9 protein-coding genes are annotated in these 23,042 nt (G+C 75.9%); 8 read left to right on the top strand and 1 reads right to left on the bottom strand.

Annotated features, from left to right (window positions below):
- Positions 1-5 precede the first annotated feature (5 nt).
- Entirely contained in the window at positions 6-1,256 is a 1,251-nt protein-coding gene (locus tag ABD223_RS34060) for a PucR family transcriptional regulator (RefSeq protein ID WP_344040837.1), read from the bottom strand.
- 100 nt (positions 1,257-1,356) lie between these two features.
- On the opposite strand from ABD223_RS34060, the gene ABD223_RS34055 reads away from it, so the two are divergent.
- The 8 genes from ABD223_RS34055 to ABD223_RS34020 all read left to right on the top strand — a co-directional run bounded on the left by ABD223_RS34055 (position 1,357) and on the right by ABD223_RS34020 (position 23,042).
- A complete protein-coding gene (locus tag ABD223_RS34055) occupies positions 1,357-2,874 on the top strand; it encodes a flavin-containing monooxygenase (RefSeq protein WP_344040836.1) in 1,518 nt (505 codons plus the stop codon).
- Between the two features lie 199 nt (positions 2,875-3,073).
- The gene (locus tag ABD223_RS34050; protein ID WP_344040835.1) at positions 3,074-4,048 is read left to right on the top strand and encodes a quinone oxidoreductase family protein; all 975 of its coding nucleotides are present in this window, start codon (positions 3,074-3,076) and stop codon (positions 4,046-4,048) included.
- Between the two features lie 3 nt (positions 4,049-4,051).
- Positions 4,052-4,912 carry an HpcH/HpaI aldolase/citrate lyase family protein gene (locus tag ABD223_RS34045; RefSeq protein ID WP_344040834.1) on the top strand — a complete coding sequence of 287 codons (861 nt, stop codon included), beginning with the start codon at positions 4,052-4,054 and terminating at the stop codon, positions 4,910-4,912.
- Positions 4,909-6,189: an aminotransferase class I/II-fold pyridoxal phosphate-dependent enzyme gene (locus ABD223_RS34040; protein WP_344040833.1), complete on the top strand. Its 1,281-nt coding sequence runs from the start codon at positions 4,909-4,911 to the stop codon at positions 6,187-6,189. Before ABD223_RS34045 ends, ABD223_RS34040 begins: the two co-directional genes overlap by 4 nt.
- A 14-nt stretch (positions 6,190-6,203) precedes the next feature.
- Positions 6,204-6,734, top strand: a complete 531-nt coding sequence (locus ABD223_RS34035; RefSeq protein ID WP_344040832.1) for a MaoC family dehydratase — start codon at positions 6,204-6,206, stop codon at positions 6,732-6,734.
- A gap of 2 nt (positions 6,735-6,736) precedes the next feature.
- Positions 6,737-7,993 (top strand): MFS transporter, encoded by a 1,257-nt coding sequence (locus ABD223_RS34030; protein ID WP_344040831.1) that lies wholly within the window; start codon positions 6,737-6,739, stop codon positions 7,991-7,993.
- 11 nt (positions 7,994-8,004) lie between these two features.
- Positions 8,005-21,981 (top strand): non-ribosomal peptide synthetase/type I polyketide synthase, encoded by a 13,977-nt coding sequence (locus tag ABD223_RS34025; RefSeq protein ID WP_344040830.1) that lies wholly within the window; start codon positions 8,005-8,007, stop codon positions 21,979-21,981.
- Positions 21,982-22,235: 254 nt separating this feature from the next.
- Positions 22,236-23,042, top strand: a complete 807-nt coding sequence (locus tag ABD223_RS34020) for a class I SAM-dependent methyltransferase (RefSeq protein ID WP_344040829.1) — start codon at positions 22,236-22,238, stop codon at positions 23,040-23,042.

The following is a 23,042-nucleotide window of genomic DNA, read 5'->3' as shown; positions in this document are numbered from 1 at the left end:
CGCGGCTACGGTGTGGCGCCACGCCAGCGCAGCACCTCCAGCGCGGCGGCCACGCCGATCGCGTTCTCCGCGAGGGGTCGGGGCAGCAGCTCGTCGGCGCGGGCGAGGCGGCGCAGGACGGTGTTGCGGTGGGTGTAGAGGCGTTCGGCCGTGCGGGTGGTGTTGCCCAGTTCGCGGACGTAGGTCAGGACGGCCTGCCGGGTGTCGGGGTCCGCGGTGAGCAGGTCGCCGAGGGTGTCGGCGAGGAACTCGTCGGCCTGGGCGGGCTGGTTGGTGAGCAGCGCGGCGAGCTGGACGTCGTCGTAGCGGGCGGCCCGCTGCGGTGAGGTGAGCCGGGCCATCATGCGCTGGGTGGTGGTGGCGTCGAGGTGGCTGCGGCGGAAGCCGTCGACGTCGGTGCCCGGTCGGCCGACGGCCACGCGGACGTCGGGGTGGTCCGCCAGGTCCGCGGTGAGTTCGTCCAGGTCGGGCGCGGTGCCCACGGGCAGCCAGACCCACAGGGTGGCGGCGCCGGCGAGGACGGTCAGCCGGTGGCCCGCCCCGGTGGCCCGCACGACCGCCTCCGCGGCCGCTTCCAGCCGGCGCGACGCCTCGGCGCCCGTGCCGCCCCAGATGACGGCGGCGGTGTGCGGGCCGGTCAGGCCGTACCCGAGCTGGGCCTCGGCGCGGGCGCGGGCGATGGGGGCGCCCTCCAGCAGCAAAGTGACCGCGGCGCGGCGCTCGGCGTGCGTGCCGCGGGTGAGCTCGGCGCGCTCGACCCTCATCTGCTCGGTGATCGCGGCGACGGTGTCGTCGATGAACGTGGTGATGGACAGCGCGGAGGCGTCGAGCAGCTCGCGCAGCGGCTCCGGGTCGGAGGTCAGGTCGAAGCAGATCCGCATCCAGCGCCGCCAGGCGACGCCCTGGGCGGTGCGGTAGGCCTCCAACGCGCTCTCGTCGAGGCCGCGCCGCACCAGGTCGCGGGCCGACTCCAGCAGTTGCGGCGCCGTGTTGGCGGGCACCCGGTCGCCGGGGTGGGACACGTTGGCCGCCGCCCAGTGCCGCAGGTTGGCGAGGGTGGCCCGCCGGGTCGCCGCGGCGAGCGCCGGGTCCTCGGCCACGGGCCGCATCCGCTGCCCGCCCAGCGCCGCCGCGTGCAGCTCCTCCAGCCAGTCCGGGCGCAGGGTCAGCACCGCCTCGGCTCCCCGCCGGAACAACTGCCGCGCCTCGGGCGACAGCGAGGGCCACTCGGATTCGTTCGCAGCACTGTGCACCATGAGAAGAGTATTCAGGTGCCTTTTGCACTGGCGCGAGCGGGCTCGGTCCACGCAGGGTGAGAGCACCAGCCGCACGAGCAAGTCCGAGTGGGAGCCGCGCATGACCACGCAGACGCCGGTCGAGCACCTCGACGTGCTGATCGTCGGCGCCGGGATCTCCGGCATCGGGGCCGGGCGCTACCTCAAGGCCGAGCACCCGGGCAAGAGCTTCGCGATCCTGGAGGCGCGGGCGGCCTCCGGCGGCACCTGGGACCTGTTCCGCTACCCGGGCATCCGCTCGGACTCCGACCTGCACACCTTCGGCTACGAGTTCAAGCCGTGGCGCGACCGGCAGTCGATCGCCGACGCGCCCCGCATCCTGGCCTACCTGCGCGAGGCGGTCACCGAGAACGGCCTGGACGCCCACATCCGGCACCACCACCGGCTGGTGGCGGCCTCCTGGTCGAGCGAGTCGGCGCGCTGGCTCGTCGAGGTCGAGCGCGCCGACACCGGCGAGCGGGTGCGGCTGAGCGCCGGGTGGCTGTTCAGCGCCTCCGGCTACTACCGCTACGACGAGGGGTTCACCCCTCGCTTCGAGGGCCGCGACCGCTTCCGCGGCACGATCGCGCACCCGCAGCACTGGCCCGAGGACCTCGACCACAGCGGCAAGCGGGTCCTGGTGATCGGCAGCGGGGCCACGGCCGTCACCCTCGTGCCCGCGATGGCCGAAACCGCCGCGCACGTCACGATGCTCCAGCGCACCCCGACCTACGTCATGCCGGTGCCCCGCGAGGACGGGCTCGCCACCCTGCTGCGCCGGCTGCTGGGCGAGTCGCGCGGCTACGCGCTGACCAGGCGCAAGAACATCCTCAAGGGCATCGCGGTGTGGCGGTTCTGCCAACGCTTCCCCAAGGCCGCCCGCAAGCTCATCCGCTGGGTCAACACCAGGCAGCTGCCCGCCGGCTACCCGGTCGACGAGCACTTCAACCCGCCGTACGACCCGTGGGACCAGCGGCTGTGCGCCGTGCCCGACGGCGACCTGTTCCGCGCCATCCGCGACGGCCGCGCCGACGTCGTCACCGACCGGATCTCCACCTTCACCGAGCGCGGCGTGCTGCTGGAGTCCGGCCGCGAGCTGGAGGCCGACGTCGTCGTCACCGCCACCGGCCTGAACGTGCAGGCCTTCGGCGGCGTCGACCTCACCGTGGACGGCGAGCCCGTGCACCTGCCCGACACCATCGCCTACAAGGGCGTGATGCTGTCCGGGGTGCCCAACTTCGCGTTCGCCATCGGCTACACCAACTCGTCCTGGACGCTGAAGGTCGGCCTGCTCTGCGAGCACTTCTGCCGCCTGCTGGCGCACATGGACGCGCACGGGTACGACACCTGCCGCCCGGAGCCGGCCGACCCGGCCATGCCGACCAGGCCGTTCCTCGACTTCGCCGCCGGCTACGTCGAGCGCGCCGTCGACCGGCTGCCGCGCCAGGGCGACCGGATGCCGTGGCTGACCTCGATGAGCTACCACTCCGACGTCAAGCTGCTGCGCTCCGACGGCGTCACCGACCCCGAACTGCGCTTCACCCGCACGGCCGCCCCGGCGGCGGGCCGCGAGAGGCCCGGTGGCGTGGCACTCCGGTGATCCGCCACCCGGCGCGGCATCGGGAACCCGTCTGCGCGGTCGCCGGGTCGTTGCCCCTCGAAGAGGGCTGCGGTTATGTTCGACTGGTTCGGGCGAAGCCCCACCCGGTCGCAGGAGGTGACTCCGCCGTGCCGTTGTCGAGGTCGACCAGTGTCCGGGCGAAGTCCTCCACTCCACCCGGGCGAAGCGCGGGACGCCGGTGAGCGCGCGGATGGCCGCCGCCGTGCTGCGCCGGTTCGGCGGCCCCGAGGTGCTGCGGGTGGAGCGGGTCGACGAACCGGGGTGCCCCGAGGGCGCGAGCCTGGTCGACGTCTCGCTGGCCGGGGTGAACTTCGACGACCTGGAACACCGCAGGGGCGCCGAGCCGGAGCTGCCGCTGCCCGCCGTGCTCGGGGTCGACGTGGTCGGGCGGCGCAGGCGGGACGGGCGGCGCGTGGTGGCGCTGCTGCGCCGGGGCGGCGGGTACGCCCGGGTGGCCGCCGCCGTCGACGCGCACTCGGTGCCGGTGCCCGACGACGTCGACGACGCGCAGGCGGTCGCCTTGTTCGAGCAGGGCGCCACCGCCTACGGCGCGCTGCGGCTGGCGGGCCGGGTGCAGGCCGGTGAATCGGTCGTGGTGACCTCGGCGGCGGGCGGCGTCGGGCACCTGGCGGTGCAGCTCGCGGTGGCGCTGGGCGCCAAGCCGGTGATCGGCGTCGCCTCCACGGCGGAGAAGCGGGCCGTGGTCGCCGAGCTGGGCGCCGACGCGGTGCTCGCGCCGGACGAGGTCGGCGAGCTGCGCGCGGTGACCGGCGGGCGCGGCGCGGACCTCGTCATCGACGGCAACGGCGGCGAGCAGGTCAAGGCGGCGCTGCGCGGCTTGGCCCCGTTCGGGCGGTTGGTGTCCTACGGCTGGCGCGGCGGCGCGCCGGGCTGCGGGTGGACCGGCGTCAGCACCGAGGAGCTGGTGGACGGCTCGATCGGGGTGGCCGGCTTCTGGATGCGGCACGTCGTCGACGACCGGGTGCTGCTCACCGGGATCGCCGACGCGCTGTTCGACCTGGCGCGCCGGGGATCGCTGACCGCGCGGATAGACCGGGTGGTGCCGCTGTCCGGCGTCGGCGCGGCGCACGCGGCGTTCGCGGCGCGGCGCACGATCGGGAAAGTGCTGGTCGACGTGCGGGAGGTGGGCTGACCGGTGTTCAGCCGCTACTGCCGCACGGTGCTGTGCACCCCGGCCACCGCGCCGGAGCGCTTCGCCGCCTGCCACGCCTCGGGCGCGGACATCTGCCTGGTCGACCTGGAGGACTCCGTCGCGCCGCTGCGCAAGGAGGAGGCCAGGCGCGCCGCCGTGCGGTTCTTCACCGCCGCCCGGGGCCTGCCGGTGCGCTGCGCGGTGCGGATCAACCCGGTCGTGGAACCGGACGGGCTGCGGGACCTGCTGGCGCTGCGCGACTTCCCGGCGCCGCCGGAGGTCGTGCTGGTGCCCAAGGTCGAGTCGCCGAGGGACCTGGAGATCGTCGCCGAGGTGCTGGGCGGCGAGGTGGTGCTGTTCGCGGTGATCGAGACACCGCTCGGCGTGCAGCGGTTGCCGGAGATCGCCGCGGCCGGGCACGGCCTGCGCGCGCTGGTCTTCGGGTCCGCGGACTACGCCGCCGCGCTCGGCTCCGGCCTGGCCTGGGACCCGCTGGCGCACGCCAGGTCGGTGCTGGTGACCACCGCGCGGGCCAACGACCTGCACGCCGTCGACTCGCCCACCTTCGACCTGGCCGACCGGGCGCTGCTGCGCCACGAGTCGCTGCTGGCCAAGCAGTTCGGGTTCAGCGGCAAGATCGCGCTGCACCCGGAGCAGCTGCCGGCGATCACGCGGGCGTTCACGCCGACGGCCGCCGAGCTGGAGCAGGCCGCGCGGGTGGTGGAGGCCGCGCTGCGCAGCGGCGACGGGGTGACCACGGTCGACGGGAGCATGGTCGGCAAGCCCTTCTTCGAGGCGGCGCAGCGCCTGCTCGCCGAGTTCGGCCCCCTCACCCACACCGGGAGCGTGACGCGCACACCATGACGGAGACGACTTCCAGCGCAGCGGCGCTCGACCCCGGTCAGGCCCCGGACGTGCGGGGCGCGCGCCGGTTCCGCAACAGCAGCGCCCTGGTGCGCAACTCCGACCCGGTCTGGCAGGCCGCCGCCGACCACGGGCTCATCGACATCCAGGTCGAGCACGAGTCGAACAACCGGCTGGTGGTGCCGGGCACCGGGCACGCGTTCGCGAACATGGTGTCCTGCTCGTACCTGGGGCTCAACCGGCACCCCAAGGTGCTGGAGGGCGTGGTCTCCGCGGTGCGCGAGACCGGGACCATCGAGCTGATGACCTCCACCACCCGGATCCGCCCGACCATCCAGGGCAGGCTGGAGGAGGAGCTGAGCGACCTGTTCGGCGCGGAGATCCTGCCGGCGACCACGTGCACCGCGGTGACCGCGGGCATCCTGCCGCTGGTGGCGTCCGGGCACATGGCGCCCGGCGGGCCGCGGGTGATGGTCTTCGACCGGTTCGCGCACTTCTCCATGTCCTACGTCAAGGCGATCTGCGCCGAGGAGAGCCTGGTCCTGACCTGCGACCACAACGACCTCGACTTCATCGCCGACACCTGCCGCAAGTACCCGAGCGTGGCCTACGTCGGCGACGGCGCGTACTCCATGGGCGGCGCGGCGGCGCTCGACGGCCTGCTGGAGCTCCAGGAGCGGCACGGGCTGTACCTGTTCATCGACGACTCGCACTCGGTGTCGATCATCGGCGAGCGCGGCGAGGGGTACGCGCGCTCGCGCACCGAGGTGGGCGAGCTGACCACGATCGTGACGAGCCTCGGCAAGGGCTTCGGCAGCGGCGGCGGGATCGCGCTGCTCGACAGCAGGCGCAAGGCGGAGTTCCTGTCCCGGCACGGCGGCCCGCTCGGCTGGTCGCAGGACGTGTCCGTGCCCACGATCGGCGCGGCGCTCGGCAGCGCCGAGGTGCACCGCTCGCCGGAGCTGGGCGAGTTGCAGGCCGCGCTGCGCGCCAACCTCGACCTGTTCGACGAGCTGCTGCCCACGCCGCTGGCGGGCAACGGCCTGCCGGTGCGCCGGATCGACGTCGGCGAGGCGGACCGGGCGGTGGCGCTGTCGGCGGAGCTGTACCGGCGGGGCTACTACAGCTCGGCGATCTTCTTCCCGATCGTGCCCCGCGGCGAGGCGGGCCTGCGGGTGATGATCCGCGCCGACATGACCGCCGAGGAGATCACCGCCTTCATCGGGCACGTCCGGGAACTCCTCGACCAGGACCTGACCGACAGCCCCTCGCGATGATCGGAGAGCCGCCAGTGCCACCGAACCACCCCGTCGGTTTCCAGCAGGTGGGGGAGAACCGCTTCCGCGAGGTCGTCGGGTTCTGCTACGAGGACCTCCAGGTGGGGGTGGTGATCGAGCACCGGCCCGGCCGCACGATCACCGAGATGGACAACGTGCTCATGTCCATGCTCAGCATGAACGACTCACCGCTGCACATCGACGCCGCGTTCAGCGAGCAGGGCGAGTGGGGCAGGCCGCTGGTGTCGAGCCTGGTGACGCTGAGCATCGTCGGCGGCATGACCGCGCGCAGCACCAGCGGCAAGGCGATCGCGAACCTGGGCTGGGACCGGATCCGGCTGACCGCGCCGGTGTTCGTCGGCGACACCCTGTACGCGGAGAGCGAGATCACCGCCAAGCGCCTGTCGGAGAGCAGGCCGGGCCACGGCATCGCGCAGTGCCGGACGGCCGGGCGCAAGTCGACCGGGGAGGTCGTGCTGACCTTCGAGCGCAGCTTCCTGGTGCCGACGCGCGAGGCGGACCCGCACCGAGCCGCGGGGTACTGAGCGTGGCGGACCGGGGTCCGGCCGCGGCGCCGGAGATCGACCGGGGCGACCTGCGCCGGTTCCGGCTGCTGGTCGGGGGCACCGCGGCGTCGTCGTTCGGCAGCTACCTGAACATGGTGGCGCTCAACCTGTTCGTGTACGAGGCGACCGGCAGCGCCGTCGCGACCGGCCTGTTCATGGTGCTGCGGATGGCGACCGGCTTCGTCGCGGGCCTGGTGGGCGGCGCCGTGGCGACCCGGCTGCCCCGCCGCCCGGTGATGATCACCTGCGACGTGGCGCAGGCCGCGGTGCTGCTGGTGTTCGCGCTGGCCCCGGACGACTCGCGGGTGTCGCTGCTGCCGGTGGTGGCCGTGTCGATCGGGGCGCTGACCACGACCAGCCAGCTGCTGCTGCGGGCGAGCGTGCCGGACCTGGTCGGCGCGGAGCACCGCCTGCGCGCCAACGGGCTGCTGGTCACCGGCCGCGCGGTGGCGATGGCGCTGGGGTTCGCCACCGGCGGCGTGCTGGTGTCGTGGGTGGGCTACACCTCGGCGTTCCTGGTGAACGCGGGCACCTTCGGCCTGTCCGCGCTGGTGCTGGCCACGGTCGCGCTGCGCTTCCCCCGCCGGGTGGGCGCGCGGGCGGCGGCGAAGCCGGGGCTGCGCGAGCGGCGCGGGCTGGTGGTGGCGGCGCTGGCCGCCGCGCCCGCCGTGCTGGCGATCGTGGTGATCCGCTCGGTCGACGCGTTCGGCTCGGCCTCGCACCAGGTCGGCATCCCGATCTACGCCACCCAGCTCCAGCCCGGCGACCCGGCGGCGTTCATCGGCAACTTCTGGGCCGCGTGGGCGGTCGGCCTGCTCACCGCGCACCAGCTGGTGTCCCGGTTCCACAAGGGCGGTCCCCGGCACGACGAGTGGGCGTTCGTCATCGGGACCGCGGTGATGTCCGGGGCGTTCATCGCGGCGTTCACGGGCGTCGTGCAGCCCTGGGTGCTGCTGATCGCCCTGGTCGCCGGGCTGGCCGACGGGTTCACCGAGATCACCTACACCACGCGCGTCCAGGCCGAGCCCGAACCGGCGCGCGGCTGGTTCTTCGGCCTGACCGCGATGGCCGAGAACGCCGGGCTGGGCGTGGGCCTGCTGGTCGCCGCGGGCCTGCTGGAGGTGTGGACGCCGCTGGCCGTCGCCGCGCTGATGCACGGCCTGGTGGTCGTGCTCGCCGCCGGGTACCTGGCCCTGACCGCCCGCCGCGCCACCGACCCGCCCTTACCCGCGGACTGAGGGGGACCGCCGTGCCCGACACCCCGCCGACCACCCTGCTCGGCCACCCGCTGGTGGCGGACGCCGCCGTGCTGACCGCGACCACCGCCGACGGCCGGGCCGTCCGGGTGGCGCACGTGGTGCCGTCGCCGGGGGTGGCGCCCGACCGGGCGCGCCGGGTGGTGAGCGCCCTGGGCGCGGTCGACGGCGACCCGCTGCCGCTGCTGGTCTCGGTGGTCTCGGCGATCCCGCGCGACCGGGACGGCGAGCCGGACGAGGCGGCGCTGCGGCGGCTGCCGGTGCGGGCGTCGGTGACCGCGCCCGTGCCCCTGCCCGCGCCGACGACCGGGCGGCGCCACCTCGCCGAGTTCGTCGACCTGCCACCGCGGTGGGTGGCGGGCCCGCCGGCCGCCCTGGACGACGTCGTCGCCGCCGACCTCGCCGGTCCGTCGTCGCTGACCGCCACCGACGACCCGGACCCGGCCGAGGACGACCCGGCCACCCTGGTCGAGGCGCTGCTCGCCACGGCGCGGCGGCACCCGGGCCGGGGCGTGCACGTCGTCGAGGGCGGCGGCGTCGGGGTGGTGACCTACCCCGAGCTGCTGGACCGGGCCAAGCGGGTGCTCGCCGGGCTGCGCGCGGCCGGGTTGGCGGTGGGCGACGCGGCGGTGCTGCACACGCCCTCGCTGGCCGAGCACGTCGTCGCGCTGTGGGCGTGCCTGCTCGGCGGTGTCCGCCCGGTCGCGGTGGCCCAGTCCGCGACCTACGCGGAGCGCACGGCCGTGCTGGACAAGCTGGAGCACGCCTGGCGCGACCTGGGCGAACCGGTGGTGCTCTCCGGCGGCGCCACCGTCGCCGGGCTGCGCGGGCACGCCGAGCGGTCCGGGCTGACCTCGATGAGGGTGCTCGACCTGGCCGGGTGCGCGGAGGCCGAGCCGGTCGCCGAGGTGCACCGGCCGGAGCCGGGCGCGGTGGCGGTGTTGCAGCTGTCGTCGGGCAGCACCGGCAGGTCCAAGGTCATCCAGGTCACCCACCGCGGCCTCGTGCGCTACGCGCGGGCGGCGCGGCAGGTCAGCCGGATGGACACCGGGGACGTGTTCGTGAACTGGCTGCCGCTCGACCACGTGGCCGGTGTGGTCATGTACCACTTCGGCCCGGTGGTGCTGGGCTGCGACAACGTGCACGTGCCCACCGCCGACGTGCTGGCCGACCCGCTGCGCTGGCTGGACCTGCTGCACGAGTACCGGGCGCAGCACAGCTGGTCGCCCAACTTCGGGTTCGGCCTGGTCGCCGACGCGCTCGCGACCGCGGACCCGGCGCGCACCTGGGACCTGACCCCGCTGCGCGCGCTGGTCAACGCGGGCGAGCAGTGCACGGAGCCGGTGGTGCGCCGCTTCCTGGCGGCGACCGGCCGGTTCGGGGTCTCCGACGACACCGTGCTGCTGGCCTGGGGCATGGCCGAGACGTGCACGGCCATCACCTACCAGGCGTTCGGGCCGGACGCGGTGCAGCACGTGCGGCAGGCCGCGGGCGGCGGGCTGGAGCTGCTGGCCGAGCCCGCCGAGGGCAGCTCGACGTTCCTGAGCATGGGCCGCCCCGCGCCCGGCTCGGAGTTCCGCGTCGTCGGGCCGGACGGCACGACCGTGCTGCCGGAGCTGCGCATCGGCCGGTTGCAGGGCCGCTCGGCGCGGATCACCCCCGGCTACCTGGACAACCCGGAGGCCAACGCCGAGGCCTTCCCCGACGGGGACTGGTTCGACACCGGCGACCTCGCGTTCGTGGCCGCCGGCCGGGTGACGATCACCGGCCGGGCCAAGGAGATCATCATCAACAACGGCGTCCACTACTACTGCCACGAGATCGAGGACGTGGTGGGCGCGCTGCCGGGGGTGGCGACGAGCTTCGTCGGCGCGTTCGGGGTGCCCGACCCGGACGGCGGCGAGCGGCTGGCGGTGGTGTTCGTGCCCGCCGACGGGCTGACGGGCCGGGTGGTGGGCGAGGTGCGGCGGCGGCTGGCCGAGCGGTTCGGCCTGGTGTCGGTGCTGCTCGCGGCCGTGGACCGGGACGGGTTCGCCAAGACCACCAGCGGCAAGATCCAGCGCACCGCCATGCGCGCCCGGCTGCTGCGCGGCGAGCTGGACGACCGGGTGCGCGCGGTGGACCTGGCCGAGTCGGCGCGCACCACCCTGCCCGACGCCCTGCACCGCCCGGTGTGGGCGCCCCGCTCGTTCACCGCGACCCGCGACCCGGGCCGGGTCCGCGTGTTCGGCGACCCGGACCTGGCCGCCGCCGTGCCCGGCGCGGCGGTCCTCGACCCGGACGACCCGGACGCGGACGTCGTCGTCCTCGTCGCCGGTCCCGACGAGGAACGGGCGTCGGTCCCGGTGCTGGACCTCGTCGCCCGGCTGGCCGGGGCGGGCTGGACGGGCGAGCTGGTCAGCGTCGGCCGGGCGGGCGGGTGCGCGGCGGCGCTGACCGCGTCGATCGCCGTCTCCGCCGCCCTGGAACGGCCGGGGCTGCGCGCCTGGCACCTGGAGCTGCCCGGCGGCGACGACGACCCGGAACTGCTGGCGCGGGCGCTGACCTGGGTCCACCGCGAACCGGTGATCGCCTGGCGCGACCGGCCGCTGGTGCGCTCGCTGGAGCCGGTCGAGCCCGTCCCGGACGCGCCCCCGGCGGCCGAACCGGGCAGCTGCTGGCTGGTGACCGGCGGGCTGGGCGGCATCGGCCGGGTGGTGCTGCCGGGCCTGGGGCTGCGGCTGCTGGTCGTCGGCCGGGGACCGGCGACCGACCTGGCGGGACTGGGCCCCGACGCGCGCCACGCGCGGGTCGACGTGGCGGACGCGGACGCGCTGGAGGCCGCCGTCGTCGAGGCGGAGGCGGCGTGGGGCGAGCCGCTCGCCGGGGTGCTGCACCTGGCCGGCACCTACGAGATCGGGCAGCTGGCCGACCTCACGGCCGCCCGGTGGCGGGCGCAGACGCGGACCAAGGTGGCCGGGTCGCAGGCCGTGGCCGAGGTGCTGCGGCGGCGGCCGGGCAGCAGGCTGATCGCGTTCTCCACGCTGCTGACCTGGTTCCCGGCCGTCGGCACGGCCGGCTACACGGCGGGCAACCGGTACCTGGAGGCCCTGGCCGGGCACCTGGGCGCGGACCACCCGGTGCACACCCTGGTCTGGGGCCTGTGGCGGTCGACGGGCCTCAACGAGGGCCACGAGGACCGGGAGGCCGCCAGCCGGGGCAAGCTGCTCGCCTTCACCGCCGCCGACGGCAACGCCCTGTTCACGGCCGCGCTGCGCCAACCGCCGGGCACGATCCTGCTCGGCGTCGACCGGGCCAACCCGGCCGCTCGGCGGATGCTGCCCGCGGAACCCCTGGAGGGCGCGACCACCCCGGGGCGCGACGCGTTCGGCGTCGACCTCCCGGTCGCCCCGGCCGGTGCCGCGACCGAGGCGACGGCCGGTGCCCCGACGGGTGTGGCGGCCGGTCCCGCGCCCGGACCGGCGCGCGTCACCGGGCGGCCGACCGGTGGCGCGGCGGGCGTGCGCAGGCTGGTGCGCGAAACCCTGCGGGAGGTCGTGCCCGGCGGGCTCGGCCCGGACACCCCGTTCTACGAGGCGGGCCTCGGGTCGCTGGGCCTGGTCCGGCTGCACGCCGCGCTCCAGCGGGCGCTGGGCCGGGAGTTCCCGCTGACCGCGCTGTACGCCCACCCCAACGAGGCGGCGCTGGGCGCGCACCTGTCCGAGCTGACCGGGGACCACCGGGCGGGGGAGCGCCGTGGCGACCGGCGGGACCGGCGCGTCGCGATCATCGGCATGGCCGCCAGGTTCCCCGGCGCGCCGACCCTGGAGCGGTACTGGGAGAACCTGCTCGCCGGCGTGGTCAGCACCACCCGGTTCGGTCGCGAGGAGCTGATCGCCGCGGGCATCCCCGCGCGCCTGGTCGACGACCCGGCGTACGTGCCGGTCAGCGGCGCGCTCGACGACATCGCGGGCTTCGACGCCGAGCTGTTCGGCATCAGCCCGGCCGAGGCGGCGATCACCGACCCGCAGCAGCGGCTGTTCCTCCAGGTCTGCCACCAGGCGCTGGAGCACGCCGGCTACGCCGGGGCGGGCGGCCGGGTCGGGGTCTACGCGGGTTCCGGGATGACCCTGTACTCGCTGCGCACCTACCTGCGCGAGAACCTCGGTGGCGCCGACCCCGGCGACCAGCTGGCCGCGCTCCAGGTGGCGATCGGCAACGAACCGGACTTCCTGGCCACCAGGGTGGCCTACCGGCTCGGCCTGACCGGGCCCGCGGTGACCGTGCGCTCCGCCTGCTCCACCTCGCTGGTCGCCGTGCACTCCGCGATCACCGCGCTGCTGGCGGGCGACGCGGACATGGCGCTGGCCGGCGCGGCGGCGCTGCACGTGCCCGGGATCGCCGGGTACCGGTACGAGCCGGGGTCGATCCTGTCCGCCACCGGTCGGTGCCGGGCGTTCGACGCCGCCGCCGACGGCACGGTCGGCGGCAACGGCGTCGCGGCCGTGCTGCTCAAACCGCTGGACGCCGCGCTGGCCGACGGCGACACCGTGCACGCGGTGGTCCTCGGGTCGGCGATCAACAACGACGGCGCGGCCAAGGTCGGCTACACCTCGCCCGGTGTCGCCGGGCAGACGGCGGTGGTGCGCGACGCGCTCGCGGCGGCCGGCGTGCCGCCGGGGTCCATCGGGTACGTCGAGGCGCACGGCACCGGGACCGCGGTGGGCGACCCGATCGAGGTCGAGGCGCTGCGCGGCGCGTTCGCCGGTCGGGCGGAACCGCTGCTGGTGGGGTCGGTCAAGTCCAACATCGGCCACCTCGACAGCGCGGCGGGCATGGCCGGCCTGCTCAAGGCGGTGCTCGCGCTGCGCGCCGGCACTGTGCCGCCGCAGGCGAACTTCGACTCCCCGAACCCCGCGCTGCGCCTGGACGACGGCCTGATCGCGGTGCCCACCGCGCCGACGCCGTGGCCGCTGCCCGGTGTCCGCCGGGCCGGGGTGACCGCGCTGGGCGTGGGCGGGACGAACGCGCACGTGGTGCTGGAGCAGGCTCCCGACCCGGTCCGGGCGGACCGGGTGCCGCCGGCGAACCGGGACGCGCCGTGGGTGGCGCCGCTGTCGGCGCGGACGCCGGAGGCGCTGGCGCACCTGGCCGCCGCCACCGCCGACGCGCTCGGCGACGCGGACCCGGCGGACGTGCTGACGACGCTGGGCGCGGGGCGCGGGCGGCTGCCGCACCGGCTGGTCGCGTGGGGCGGCGACGCCGCCGAGACCGCCCGGGACCTGCGGGCGGGCGGGTCGGCCTGCGGTGTCGCCCGGCACCCGGGACCGCTGGTGTTCGCCTTCGCCGGCCAGGGCGTGGACTGCTCGGGCGCGGGGGCGCCGCTGCTGGCGCACCCGGTCTCGGCGGCCGTGCTGCGCGGGCTGCTCGACCGGCACCGCCGCGACTGGGGCGTCGACCTGCTGCCGCCGCTGCTCGGCGAGCCGCACGAGTGGACGACCGCGACCCTGCAACCGGCGCTGCTGGCCGTGCAGCTGGCCCAGGCGGCGCTGCTGGCCGAGCTGGGGGTGCGCCCGGAGGCCGTGGTCGGGCACAGCGCGGGCGAGTACGCGGCGCTGGCCGTCGCGGGCGCGCTGTCCCACGAGGACGCCCTGCACCTGGCCGCCGTGCGCGGCGCGCTGATGCAGTCGGCCCCCGAGGGCGCGCTGCTGGCGGTGTTCGACGACGTGGAGGAGCCGGCCGGGCTGTCGGTGGCGGTGCGCAACGGGCCCCGGCACACGGTGTTCGGCGGGCCCCCGGAGGCCGTGGCCGAGGCCGAGCGGTCACTGGCCGCGCGCGGGGTGGAGCACCGGCGGTTGGCCGCCGACCGCGCCTTCCACACCAGCGCGGTCGACCCCGTGCTGGACGCGCTGGGCAGGCAGGCGGCGGCGCTGGGGTGGAAGCCGCTGTCGCTGCCGGTGCACTCGGGCGTCGGCGCGGTGCTGGCCGAGGGGACGGTGCCGGGTCCCGACCACGTCCGCGCGCACACCCGGTCGACGGCGGACTTCCGCGGCTCGGTCGACGGCCTGGTGGCGGACGGCTGCACGACGTTCGTGGAGCTGGGCCCGTCCGGGGTGCTGTCGGCGCTGGGCAGGCAGTGGCCGGGCACGACCTGGTTGCCGCTGCTCCGCCGGGGCGGGGGCAGCGTCGTCCCCGGCCTGGCCGCGCTGTTCTGCCACGGCGTCGAGGTCGACTGGGCCGCGCTCGCCCCCGGCGGCGGACGCGTGCCGCTGCCCACCTACCCGTTCCGGCCCACCCGGCACTGGATCGACCCGGTGCCCGCCGCCGATCCCGTGCCCGTTGTCGATCCCGTGCCCGCTGCCGATCACGAGGAGAGTGCGCCCGCCGTGCCCGCCGAGCAGGACCGCGACCTGGACGAGTCGGTGCTGACCCGCGTGCGGGAGCTGACAGCGCGCCACCTGGGTGACAAGCCGGACCGGATCACACCGGACGTGCCGTTCTTCGACCTGGGCGCGGACTCGCTGCTGATGATCAACATGGTGCGCGAGCTGGAGGTCGCCTTCGGCGTGCGGGTGGCGATGCGGGAGCTGTTCGAGGAGGTCGACACCCCGGCCCGGCTGGCGGAGGTGATCACCGAGCGGATGTCGGCCGAGAAGCGCGCCGAACTGGCCCCAACACCCGCGCCCGCCCCGCCGCCCGCGCCCCTCCCAACACCCGCACCCTCCGCGCCGCTCGCGCCCGCCTCACCACCCACGCCCACCTCGCCACCCATGCCCACCTCGCCGCCCGTGCCCACCGGGCAACCCGCGCCCGCCGCGGTGGCCCCGACACCCGCGCCGCCGCCCTCCCCGCCCTCCACCGGCCACGAAGCCGTGGTGCGGGAACAGCTGAACCTGATGGACCGGTTCACCCGGATCATGTCCGAGCAGCTGGCCCTGCTCGCGAACGAACCCGCCGCACCCGCCCCCGCACCCGCCCCCGTCCCTACCTCCGCACCCGCACCCACCCAGCCCGAACCCCCGTCACCCCGACCCGTCGAGGGCACCCAGCTCGGCCCGCGCCCGACGATCGCCCAGGGCTCCGGCATGTCCGGCGGCCGGCTGGACCCGGCCCAGCGCGCGCACCTCGACGACCTCGTCGCCCGCTACACCGCGCGCACCAGGACCTCCAAGGACATCGCCCAGCGCTTCCGGCGACCGCTGGCCGACAGCCGAGCCGTGGTCGGGTTCCGGGGCGTCACCAAGGAACTCCTGTACCCGCTGGCCGCGCGCCGGGCCAGGGGCGCCCACCTCGAAGACGTCGACGGCAACACCTACGTCGACATCACCATGGGCTTCGGCGTGCTGATGTTCGGCCACGACCCCGACTTCGTCACCGACGCCGTGGCCGCCTACCAGGCCGACGGCCTGAGGCTGGGTCCGCGCGGCCCGGAGACCGGCGAGGCCGCCGAGCTGCTCGCCGAGCTGACCGGCCTGGACCGGGTGGCGTTCTCCACCTCCGGCACCGAGGCCAACTCGGCGGCGTTCCGGCTGGCCAGGGCGTACACGGGGCGGACGAAGATCGTCACCTTCGACGGCTCGTACCACGGGCACTTCGACCCGGTGCTCGGCCGGACCGTGCCCGACGGCGACGTGCTGCGGACCGTGCCGGTGTCGGCCGGGGTGCCCGCGTCGGCGGTGGCCGAGTCGGTGGTGCTGCCCTACGGCGACGAGTCCAGCCTCGACGTGATCCGCAGGCGCGCCGGGGAGATCGCCGCCGTCGTGCTGGAGGCCGTGCCCAGCCGGTACCCGCAGCGGCAGCCGGTGGAGTTCGTGCGCGCGCTGCGGCGGCTGTGCGACGAGACGGGCATCGTGCTGATGTTCGACGAGATGCTGACCGGCTTCCGCCCGCACCCGCAGGGCGCGCAGGGGATCTTCGGGGTCAAGGCCGACCTGGCGACCTACGGCAAGCTGATCGGCGGCGGCTACCCGATCGGCGCCATCGCGGGCCGCGCGGACATCATGGACTGGGTCGACGGCGGCTTCTGGCGCTACGGCGACGACAGCGTCCCCGAGGGCGAGACGACCTTCTTCGGCGGCACCTACATCCAGCACCCGTTGGCGATGGTCGCGGCCAAGGCCGTCCTGACCCACCTGCGCGACCGGGGGCCCGGCCTGCAACAGGCCGTCAACGCCCGCACCGAGCGGCTGGCGACCACCCTCAACGACTTCTTCGCCGCCGAGGACTTCCCGCTGTCGGTGCACCGGTTCGGCTCGCTGTTCCGGTTCGCCCACCGGGGCAACCTGGAACTGCTGTTCCACCACCTGGTGATGGAGGGCGTGCACGTCTGGGAGTGGCGCAACTTCTTCCTCTCCACCGCGCACACCGACGCCGACGTCGACTTCGTGGTCGACGCGGTCCGCAACTCGCTGCACGACCTGCGCCGGGGCGGTTTCCTGCCGGGCCGCCCCGCGCCCGCTCCCGCACCGCGCCGCGCGCTGCCGAGGATCCCCCGGGCCGTCGCCCGGACCGCGCCGGTCGAGGCGGTGTCCACGGAGGTCGGCAGGACCACCCCGGACTTCAGCCTGTACTTCTTCGGCGACTACCCGCGCGACCGCGACGGCGACAAGTACGCCGCGATCCTGTCCGCTGCCCGGTTCGCCGACCGCAGCGGCCTGCACGCGGTGTGGTTGCCGGAGAGGCACTTCGACTCCTTCGGCGGGGTGTTCCCCAACCCGTCGGTGCTCGCCGCCGCGATCGCCGCGCAGACCAGCCGGGTGCGGCTGCACTCGGGCAGCGTGGTGCTGCCGCTGCACGACCCGATCCGGGTCGCCGAGGAGTGGTCCGTCGTGGACAACCTCTCCGGCGGGCGGGTGTCGATCGGGGTGGCGAGCGGTTGGCACGCGCGGGACTTCGTGCTGGCGCCCGGCGTGTACGGCAGGCACCGGGAGGCCATGTACGAGGGCGTGGAGGCGATCCGCGCGCTGTGGCGCGGCGACGCGGTGACCAGGACGGCCGGGAACGGCGAGGAGGTCGAGGTCCGGCTCCACCCGACCCCGGTGCAGCCGGAACCGGACTTCTACACCGCGATCGTCGGCAACCCCGAGAGCTACGAGCGGGCCGCGCGCGGCGGGTTCGGCGTCATCACCAACCTGATGGCGCAGGGCGTGGAGCAGTTGGCGGACAACATCGCCCGCTACCGGCGCACCAGGGCCGAAGTCGGGCTCGACCCGGGTGCGGGGCGGGTCGTGCTGCTGCTGCACACCTACCTCGGCGACGACACCGAGCGGGTCCGCGCGGAGGCCTTCGGCCCGTTCTGCGACTACCTGCGCTCGTCGCTGTCGCTGTTCGGCCAGGTGACCAACAGCCTCGGCTTCTCCATCGACCTGGAGCACACCAACCCCGAGGACCTGGAGTACCTGCTGTCCCGCGCCTACGAGCGCTACTGCGCCGACCGGGCGCTGATCGGCACGCCGGACGACGCGGCGCCGATCGTGCGCGCGCTGGCCGGGCTGGGCGTGGACGAGGTGGCGTGCTTCGTCGACTTCGGCCTCCCGCCCGCGCGGATCACCGCCGGGCTGCCCGGGATCGACGTGCTGCGCGGGATGTTCGCGGAGACGCCGCCCACCGGGCCGCTCCCCGCCGACGCGCCACCCGCCGACGTGCGCGCCGCGAGCCCGACCGAGCAGCAGATCTGGTACGTCGAGCAGACCCTCCCCGGCCGCCCCACCCACAACGAGACGATCGTCGTGGCGCTGGAGGGCGAGCTGGACACCGAGGCGCTGCGCGCGGCGCTGGCGGCGGTCGTCGCCCGGCACGACGGCCTGCGGTCGACCTTCCACGACATCGACGGCGAGCTGAAGCGGGTCGTCGCCGCACCGGCGGAGTTCGCGCTGCCGGTGCGCGAGGACCCGGGGGCTTCGGTGGAGGAGGCGGCGCGGCGGGTGGTCGAGCGGGAGACCTCGACGCCGTTCGACGTGGCGCGGGGACCGCTGTTCGAGCCGTACCTGGTCCGCCTCGACGCCGACCGGCGCCTGCTGGTGCTGCGGATGCACCACCTGGTGATCGACACCGTGTCGGCGGGGGTGCTGACCGGGGAGATCGCCGAGGCCTACCGGGCCGCCGCCACCGGCGCCGACATCGCCCTGCCCGCCGTGGACCCGCTGCCCGCGCCGAGGCCGCCGTCGGCGGAGGCGCTGGCCTACTGGACCGACCTGCTCGCCGGCGCGCCGCGCGAACTCGACCTGCCCGCCGACCACCCCCGCCCGCAGGAGCCGTCCGGCCGGGGCGGCTCGGTCGGGTCGGAGCTGGACGCCGGGGCGACGGCGGCGCTGCGGGCGGTGGCGCGCGCGCACCGGGTGACGCCGTTCATGGCGCTGCTCGCCGGCTGGGCCGTCGCGCTGCGGGTGCTCGGCGGGAAGGACGACCTGGTGGTGGGCACGCCGTTCGCGCACCGGCCGGAGGGCGCGGAGCGGGCGGTCGGGTTCTTCGTGCACACGCTGCCGCTGCGGATCGCGGTGGACGACGACGCGTCGTTCGCCGAGCTGCTGAAGGTGGTGCGGGGGCAGGTGCTCGGCGCCCAGGAGCACCGGGAGGCGCCCTTCCCGGAGATCGTGCGGGCGCTGGGCGGCAACCCGGACCCGCTGCGCAACCCGCTGTTCGACACCGTGGTGGAGTACGACAACGAGGCCGCCTTCGAACTGGACCTGCCCGGTGTGCGGTCGACCCTGGTCGACGTGGCGGTCGACCGGGCGCCGGTGGACCTGGTGCTGTTCCTGACCAACCTCGGCGACACCGTGCGCTGCCGGCTGAACCACGCCCTGGACCTGGTCGAGGGCCCCACCGCCCGCCGCGTCCTGGACACCTACCTGGGGGTGCTCGCGGCGGCGGTGGCCGCACCGGACCGGCCGCTGCGCGAACTGGACGTGCTCACCCCCGACGACGCCGCCCTGCTCGACACCTGGGCCGACGGCGGCCCGCCGCCGCACGGCCCGGCCCTGCTGCACGACGGCGTGCCCGCCCGGCTGGGTGACGCCGTGGCGGTGGTCGAGGACGGGCGCGGGACCACCGGCGCGGAGCTGCGCGACCGGGCCGCCGCCGTGGCCGGCGCCATCGCCGGGCTCGGCGTGCCGGCCGGGACGCCCGTGGCGGTGCTGCTGCCGAGGGGCGCGGACGCGGTGGCGGCCGTGCTGGGCGCGCTCACGGCCGGCGTGCCGTACGTGCCGCTGGACCCGGAGCAGCCCCCGGCCCGGCTGGGGCACATGCTCCGCAAGGCCGGGGTCGCGGCGGTGGTCACCGCCGGCGGCGTCGACGCGCCCGGCGGGTTGCCGACGATCCTGGTCGACCGGTTGTCGCCGGGACCCGCCGTCGCGGACCGCCCGCTGCCACCGGCACCCGCCGCCGTGGGCCACCCGCTGACGCCGGACGACGTGGCCTACGTGCTGTTCACCTCCGGGTCGACCGGGGAGCCCAAGGGCGCGGTGGTCGAGCACCGGTCGATCGCCAACACCCTCGGCTGGTACACCCGGGACCTGGGCCTGACCTCGCGCGACCGGCTGTCCTGGTTCGCCAGCCCCGGGTTCGACGCCTCCGTGATCGAGGTGTGGCCCGCGCTGCGGGTGGGCGCGCCGCTGCACGTCGTCCCGCCCGGCCTGCGCCACGACCCGGCCGGGCTGCGCGACTGGCTGGTCGACACCGGCATCACCGTCGCGTTCGCGCCCACCCCCGTGGGGGAGCTGCTGCTCGACCAGGACTGGTCGACCGGCCCGGTCGCCCTGCGCCACCTGGTCGTCGGCGGCGACGTGCTGCGCCGCAGGCCACCGGCCGGCGCGCCGTTCCGGCTGTGGAACGTGTACGGCCCGACCGAAGCGGCCGTCGTGTCCACCTGGGCCGAGGTCCCGCCGACCGGGGACGGGCTGCCGACGATCGGGCGGCCGGTGCCGGGCACCCGGGTGCGGGTCGTCGACGGCGCCGGGCGGCGGGTCCCGGTGGGCGTGCCGGGTGAGCTGCTGCTCGGCGGCGCCCAGCTGGCCAGGGGCTACGCCGACCCCACCCCGGAGCAGGCGGCGAGGTTCACCGGCGCGGGCGCGGACCGCGCCTACCGGACCGGCGACGTGGTGCGCTGGCGCGCCGACGGCGAGCTGGAGTTCCTGCGGCGCCGTGACCGGCAGGTGCAGATCCGGGGGTTCCGGGTCGAGCCGGGGGAGGTGGAGCACCAGCTCACCGCGCTGCCGGGGGTGCGGGAGGCGGCGGTGCGGGCCCTGACCGACGCCGACGGCACGGTGCGGCTGGCCGCGCACGTCGTCCCCGCGCCCGGTGCGGAGGTCGCCGACCTGCGCGCGGAGCTGGCCACGCGGCTGCCCGAGTACATGGTCCCCGCGACGTGGGACGTCCTCGAAGCCCTGCCGCTGACCACCAGCGGCAAGATCGACCGCAGCGCGCTGCCCGAACCGTCGCCGGTCGCGCCGGCGTCGTCGTCGCAGGAGCCGGAGGGCGACCTCGAACGCGGGCTGAGCGCCATGTGGGCGGCCGAGCTGGGCCGGGAGTCGGTGCCGCCGGGGGCCACGTTCTTCGAACTGGGCGGGCACTCGCTCACCGCCATCCGCCTGGTGAACCGGATCCGCGCCGAACTGGGTGTGCGGCTGGACGTGCCCGCCTTCCTGCGCGCGCCGACCGTGCGCGGCCTGGCGGCGCTGCTGGCGCCGGCCGATCCCGGCGTCGAGGTCGAGGCCCCGGCGAGCTGGGGGCAGCGGCACGGGTACCGGGTCACCGCGACGAGCGCCAAGCCGAGCGTGCTGACGATCGCGATGCGGTTCGCGCTGCACGGCCGGCTGGACGTCGCCGCCCTCCGGCGGGCGCTGACCGCGCTGGTGGCCAGGCACGCCGCCCTGCGGACCCGGCTGCGCGAGGTCGACGGGCGGCTGCGCCAGGAGGTGCTGGTCGCGAGCGGTGTGCCGCTGCGCGTCGTGGAGGTCGCCGAACCCGAGCTGGACGGCGCGGTGCTCGCGGCCGCCGACGAGGCGCCGGACCTGACCAGGGCCGGCACGTTCCGCGCCACCCTGTTCACCGCGTCCGACCGGCGCTCGGAACTGCTGCTGGCGGTGCACCACTCCTTCAGCGACGGCTGGTCGACGACCGTCCTCGTCCGCGACCTGGCCGAGCTGTACCGCGCGGAGGTCGCCGGCCGCGCGCCCGACCTGCCCGACCTGACGGCGACCTACGTGGACTTCACCGAGTGGGAGGCGGCCCACCTGTCCGACCCGGCGACGCGCGCCGCCGTCGAGGAGTGGGCCGACCACGTCGGCTCGGTCGGCGCGCGCCCGCTGCTGTTCCCCACCGACCGGCCCCGGTCGGGCGCGCCGCTCGGCGACGGCGCGGTCCGCGCGGTCACCCTCCCGCCCGGGTTGGCGGCCGGCGTCGACGCGTTGGCGGCCCGCCGGGGCACGACGACGTTCGCGGTGCTGACGGCCGCCTTCGCCGCGCTGGCCCACGAGGTGACCGGCACCCCCGCGTCGGCGTCGGTGTGCGGGGTGGCCAACCGGCCGGAGGCCCGCTTCGAGGACGTCGTCGGCGTCTTCACCCTGTCGTCCTGGGTGGTGGTGCCGGTCGCGGGCGTGGCGACCTTCGACGACCTGGTGGAGGTGGCGAAGGACGCGGTGTGGCGGCGGCTGGCGTTGCAGTCGGTGCCCGCGCCGGTGCTCAACGAGGCGGCGGGCGGGAAGTTCGCGGGCAACCCGCCGAGGGTCATCTTCGGCTTCTTCAACGACCCGATCCCGCACCTGGAGCTGACCGGCGCCGCCCCGGCCGCCCCGGTGGACGTGGAGCTGCCGGTGGCCAGGGCCGAGCAGACCTGGGTGTTCAGCCCCAACCCCGCCGGCGGGCTGGACCTGGTGCTGGAGTACGCCACCGACCTGTTCGACGCCGACACGGTGGCGGGCTGGGCGGCGCGGTTCGTGGAGATCCTGACCGCCGGGGTCGCCGATCCGGGCGGCAAGCCCTGGCGCACGCCGTGACGGCGCGGGCGCGCCGGCGCACCCCGACGCGCCCGCTGCCGTGACCGGCTACCGCTGTCCCTGAGCGCGCCCTCGGACCGCTGCACCTGTGGCAACCCGCCCTGTCCGCCCTCCTCGTCCCCTACGTGCGGACCTGCGGGCTCGGCCGGTCATCAGGCCGCCCACCCCGCGGAGCGGCGGTCGCGCCCCGACCGGGCGAGGGGATCTGCGACGATGACCGATCTTGACGTGACCCGCCGAGGGGGCCGAGGGCGATGACGGTGTTCGACCAGGCCGAGCGCCGGACGTGGGCCGGGCGCGCCGACGCCTACGCCTCCAGCTTCGCCGCGCTCTGCGCGCACACCGTGCCCGCCCTGCTGGACGCCGCCGGCGTGCGCGGGGGCCTCCGGGTGCTGGACGTGGGCACGGGTACCGGCACGGCCGCCTCCGCTGCGGTCGACCGGGGCGCGCTGGTGACGGCCGTGGACGCGGAGCCGGGCATGGTCGAGCTGGCCGCTCGGGCCGCGCCGGGCGTCGACGTGCGGGTGGCCGCCCTGCCCGACCTCCCGTTCGCCGACGACTCGTTCGACGCGGTGGTGGGCAACTTCGTCCTCAACCACGTCGGACGTCCCCGCGCGGCGGTGGCCGAACTGCGCCGCGTCACCCGGGCGGGCGGGCGTGTCGCGCTCACCCTGTGGGCCACCCCGCCGGCGCCCGGTCAGGCCCTGCTCGGGCGGGCCGTCCAGGCGGCGGGCGCCACCCGGCCCGCGCACCTGCCCACCCTGGCGCCGGAGGACGACTTCCCCCGCACCGAGCGGGGCCTGGTGGCGCTGTTCGGCGAGGCGGGCCTGGCCGAGGCGTCCTGCCGGGCCCTGGACTGGGACCACGTGACCACCCCCGAGCGGTGGTGGAGCGGCCCGGCCGCCGGGGTGGCGACCATCGGTCAGGTCATCACCGGCCAACCGCCCGAGGTCGTCGCGCGGGTCAAGGCGCACTACGACGAGTTGTGCGCGGAGTTCGCCGGTCCCGATGGGACGCTCGTGCTGCCCCACACCGCCTTGATCGCGCACGGGCGGGCATGA

The organism is Saccharothrix xinjiangensis (assembly GCF_039527585.1).
Taxonomy (GTDB): Bacteria; Actinomycetota; Actinomycetes; order Mycobacteriales; family Pseudonocardiaceae; genus Actinosynnema; species Actinosynnema xinjiangensis.
This window is presented reverse-complemented; position numbering and strand designations above follow the sequence as displayed.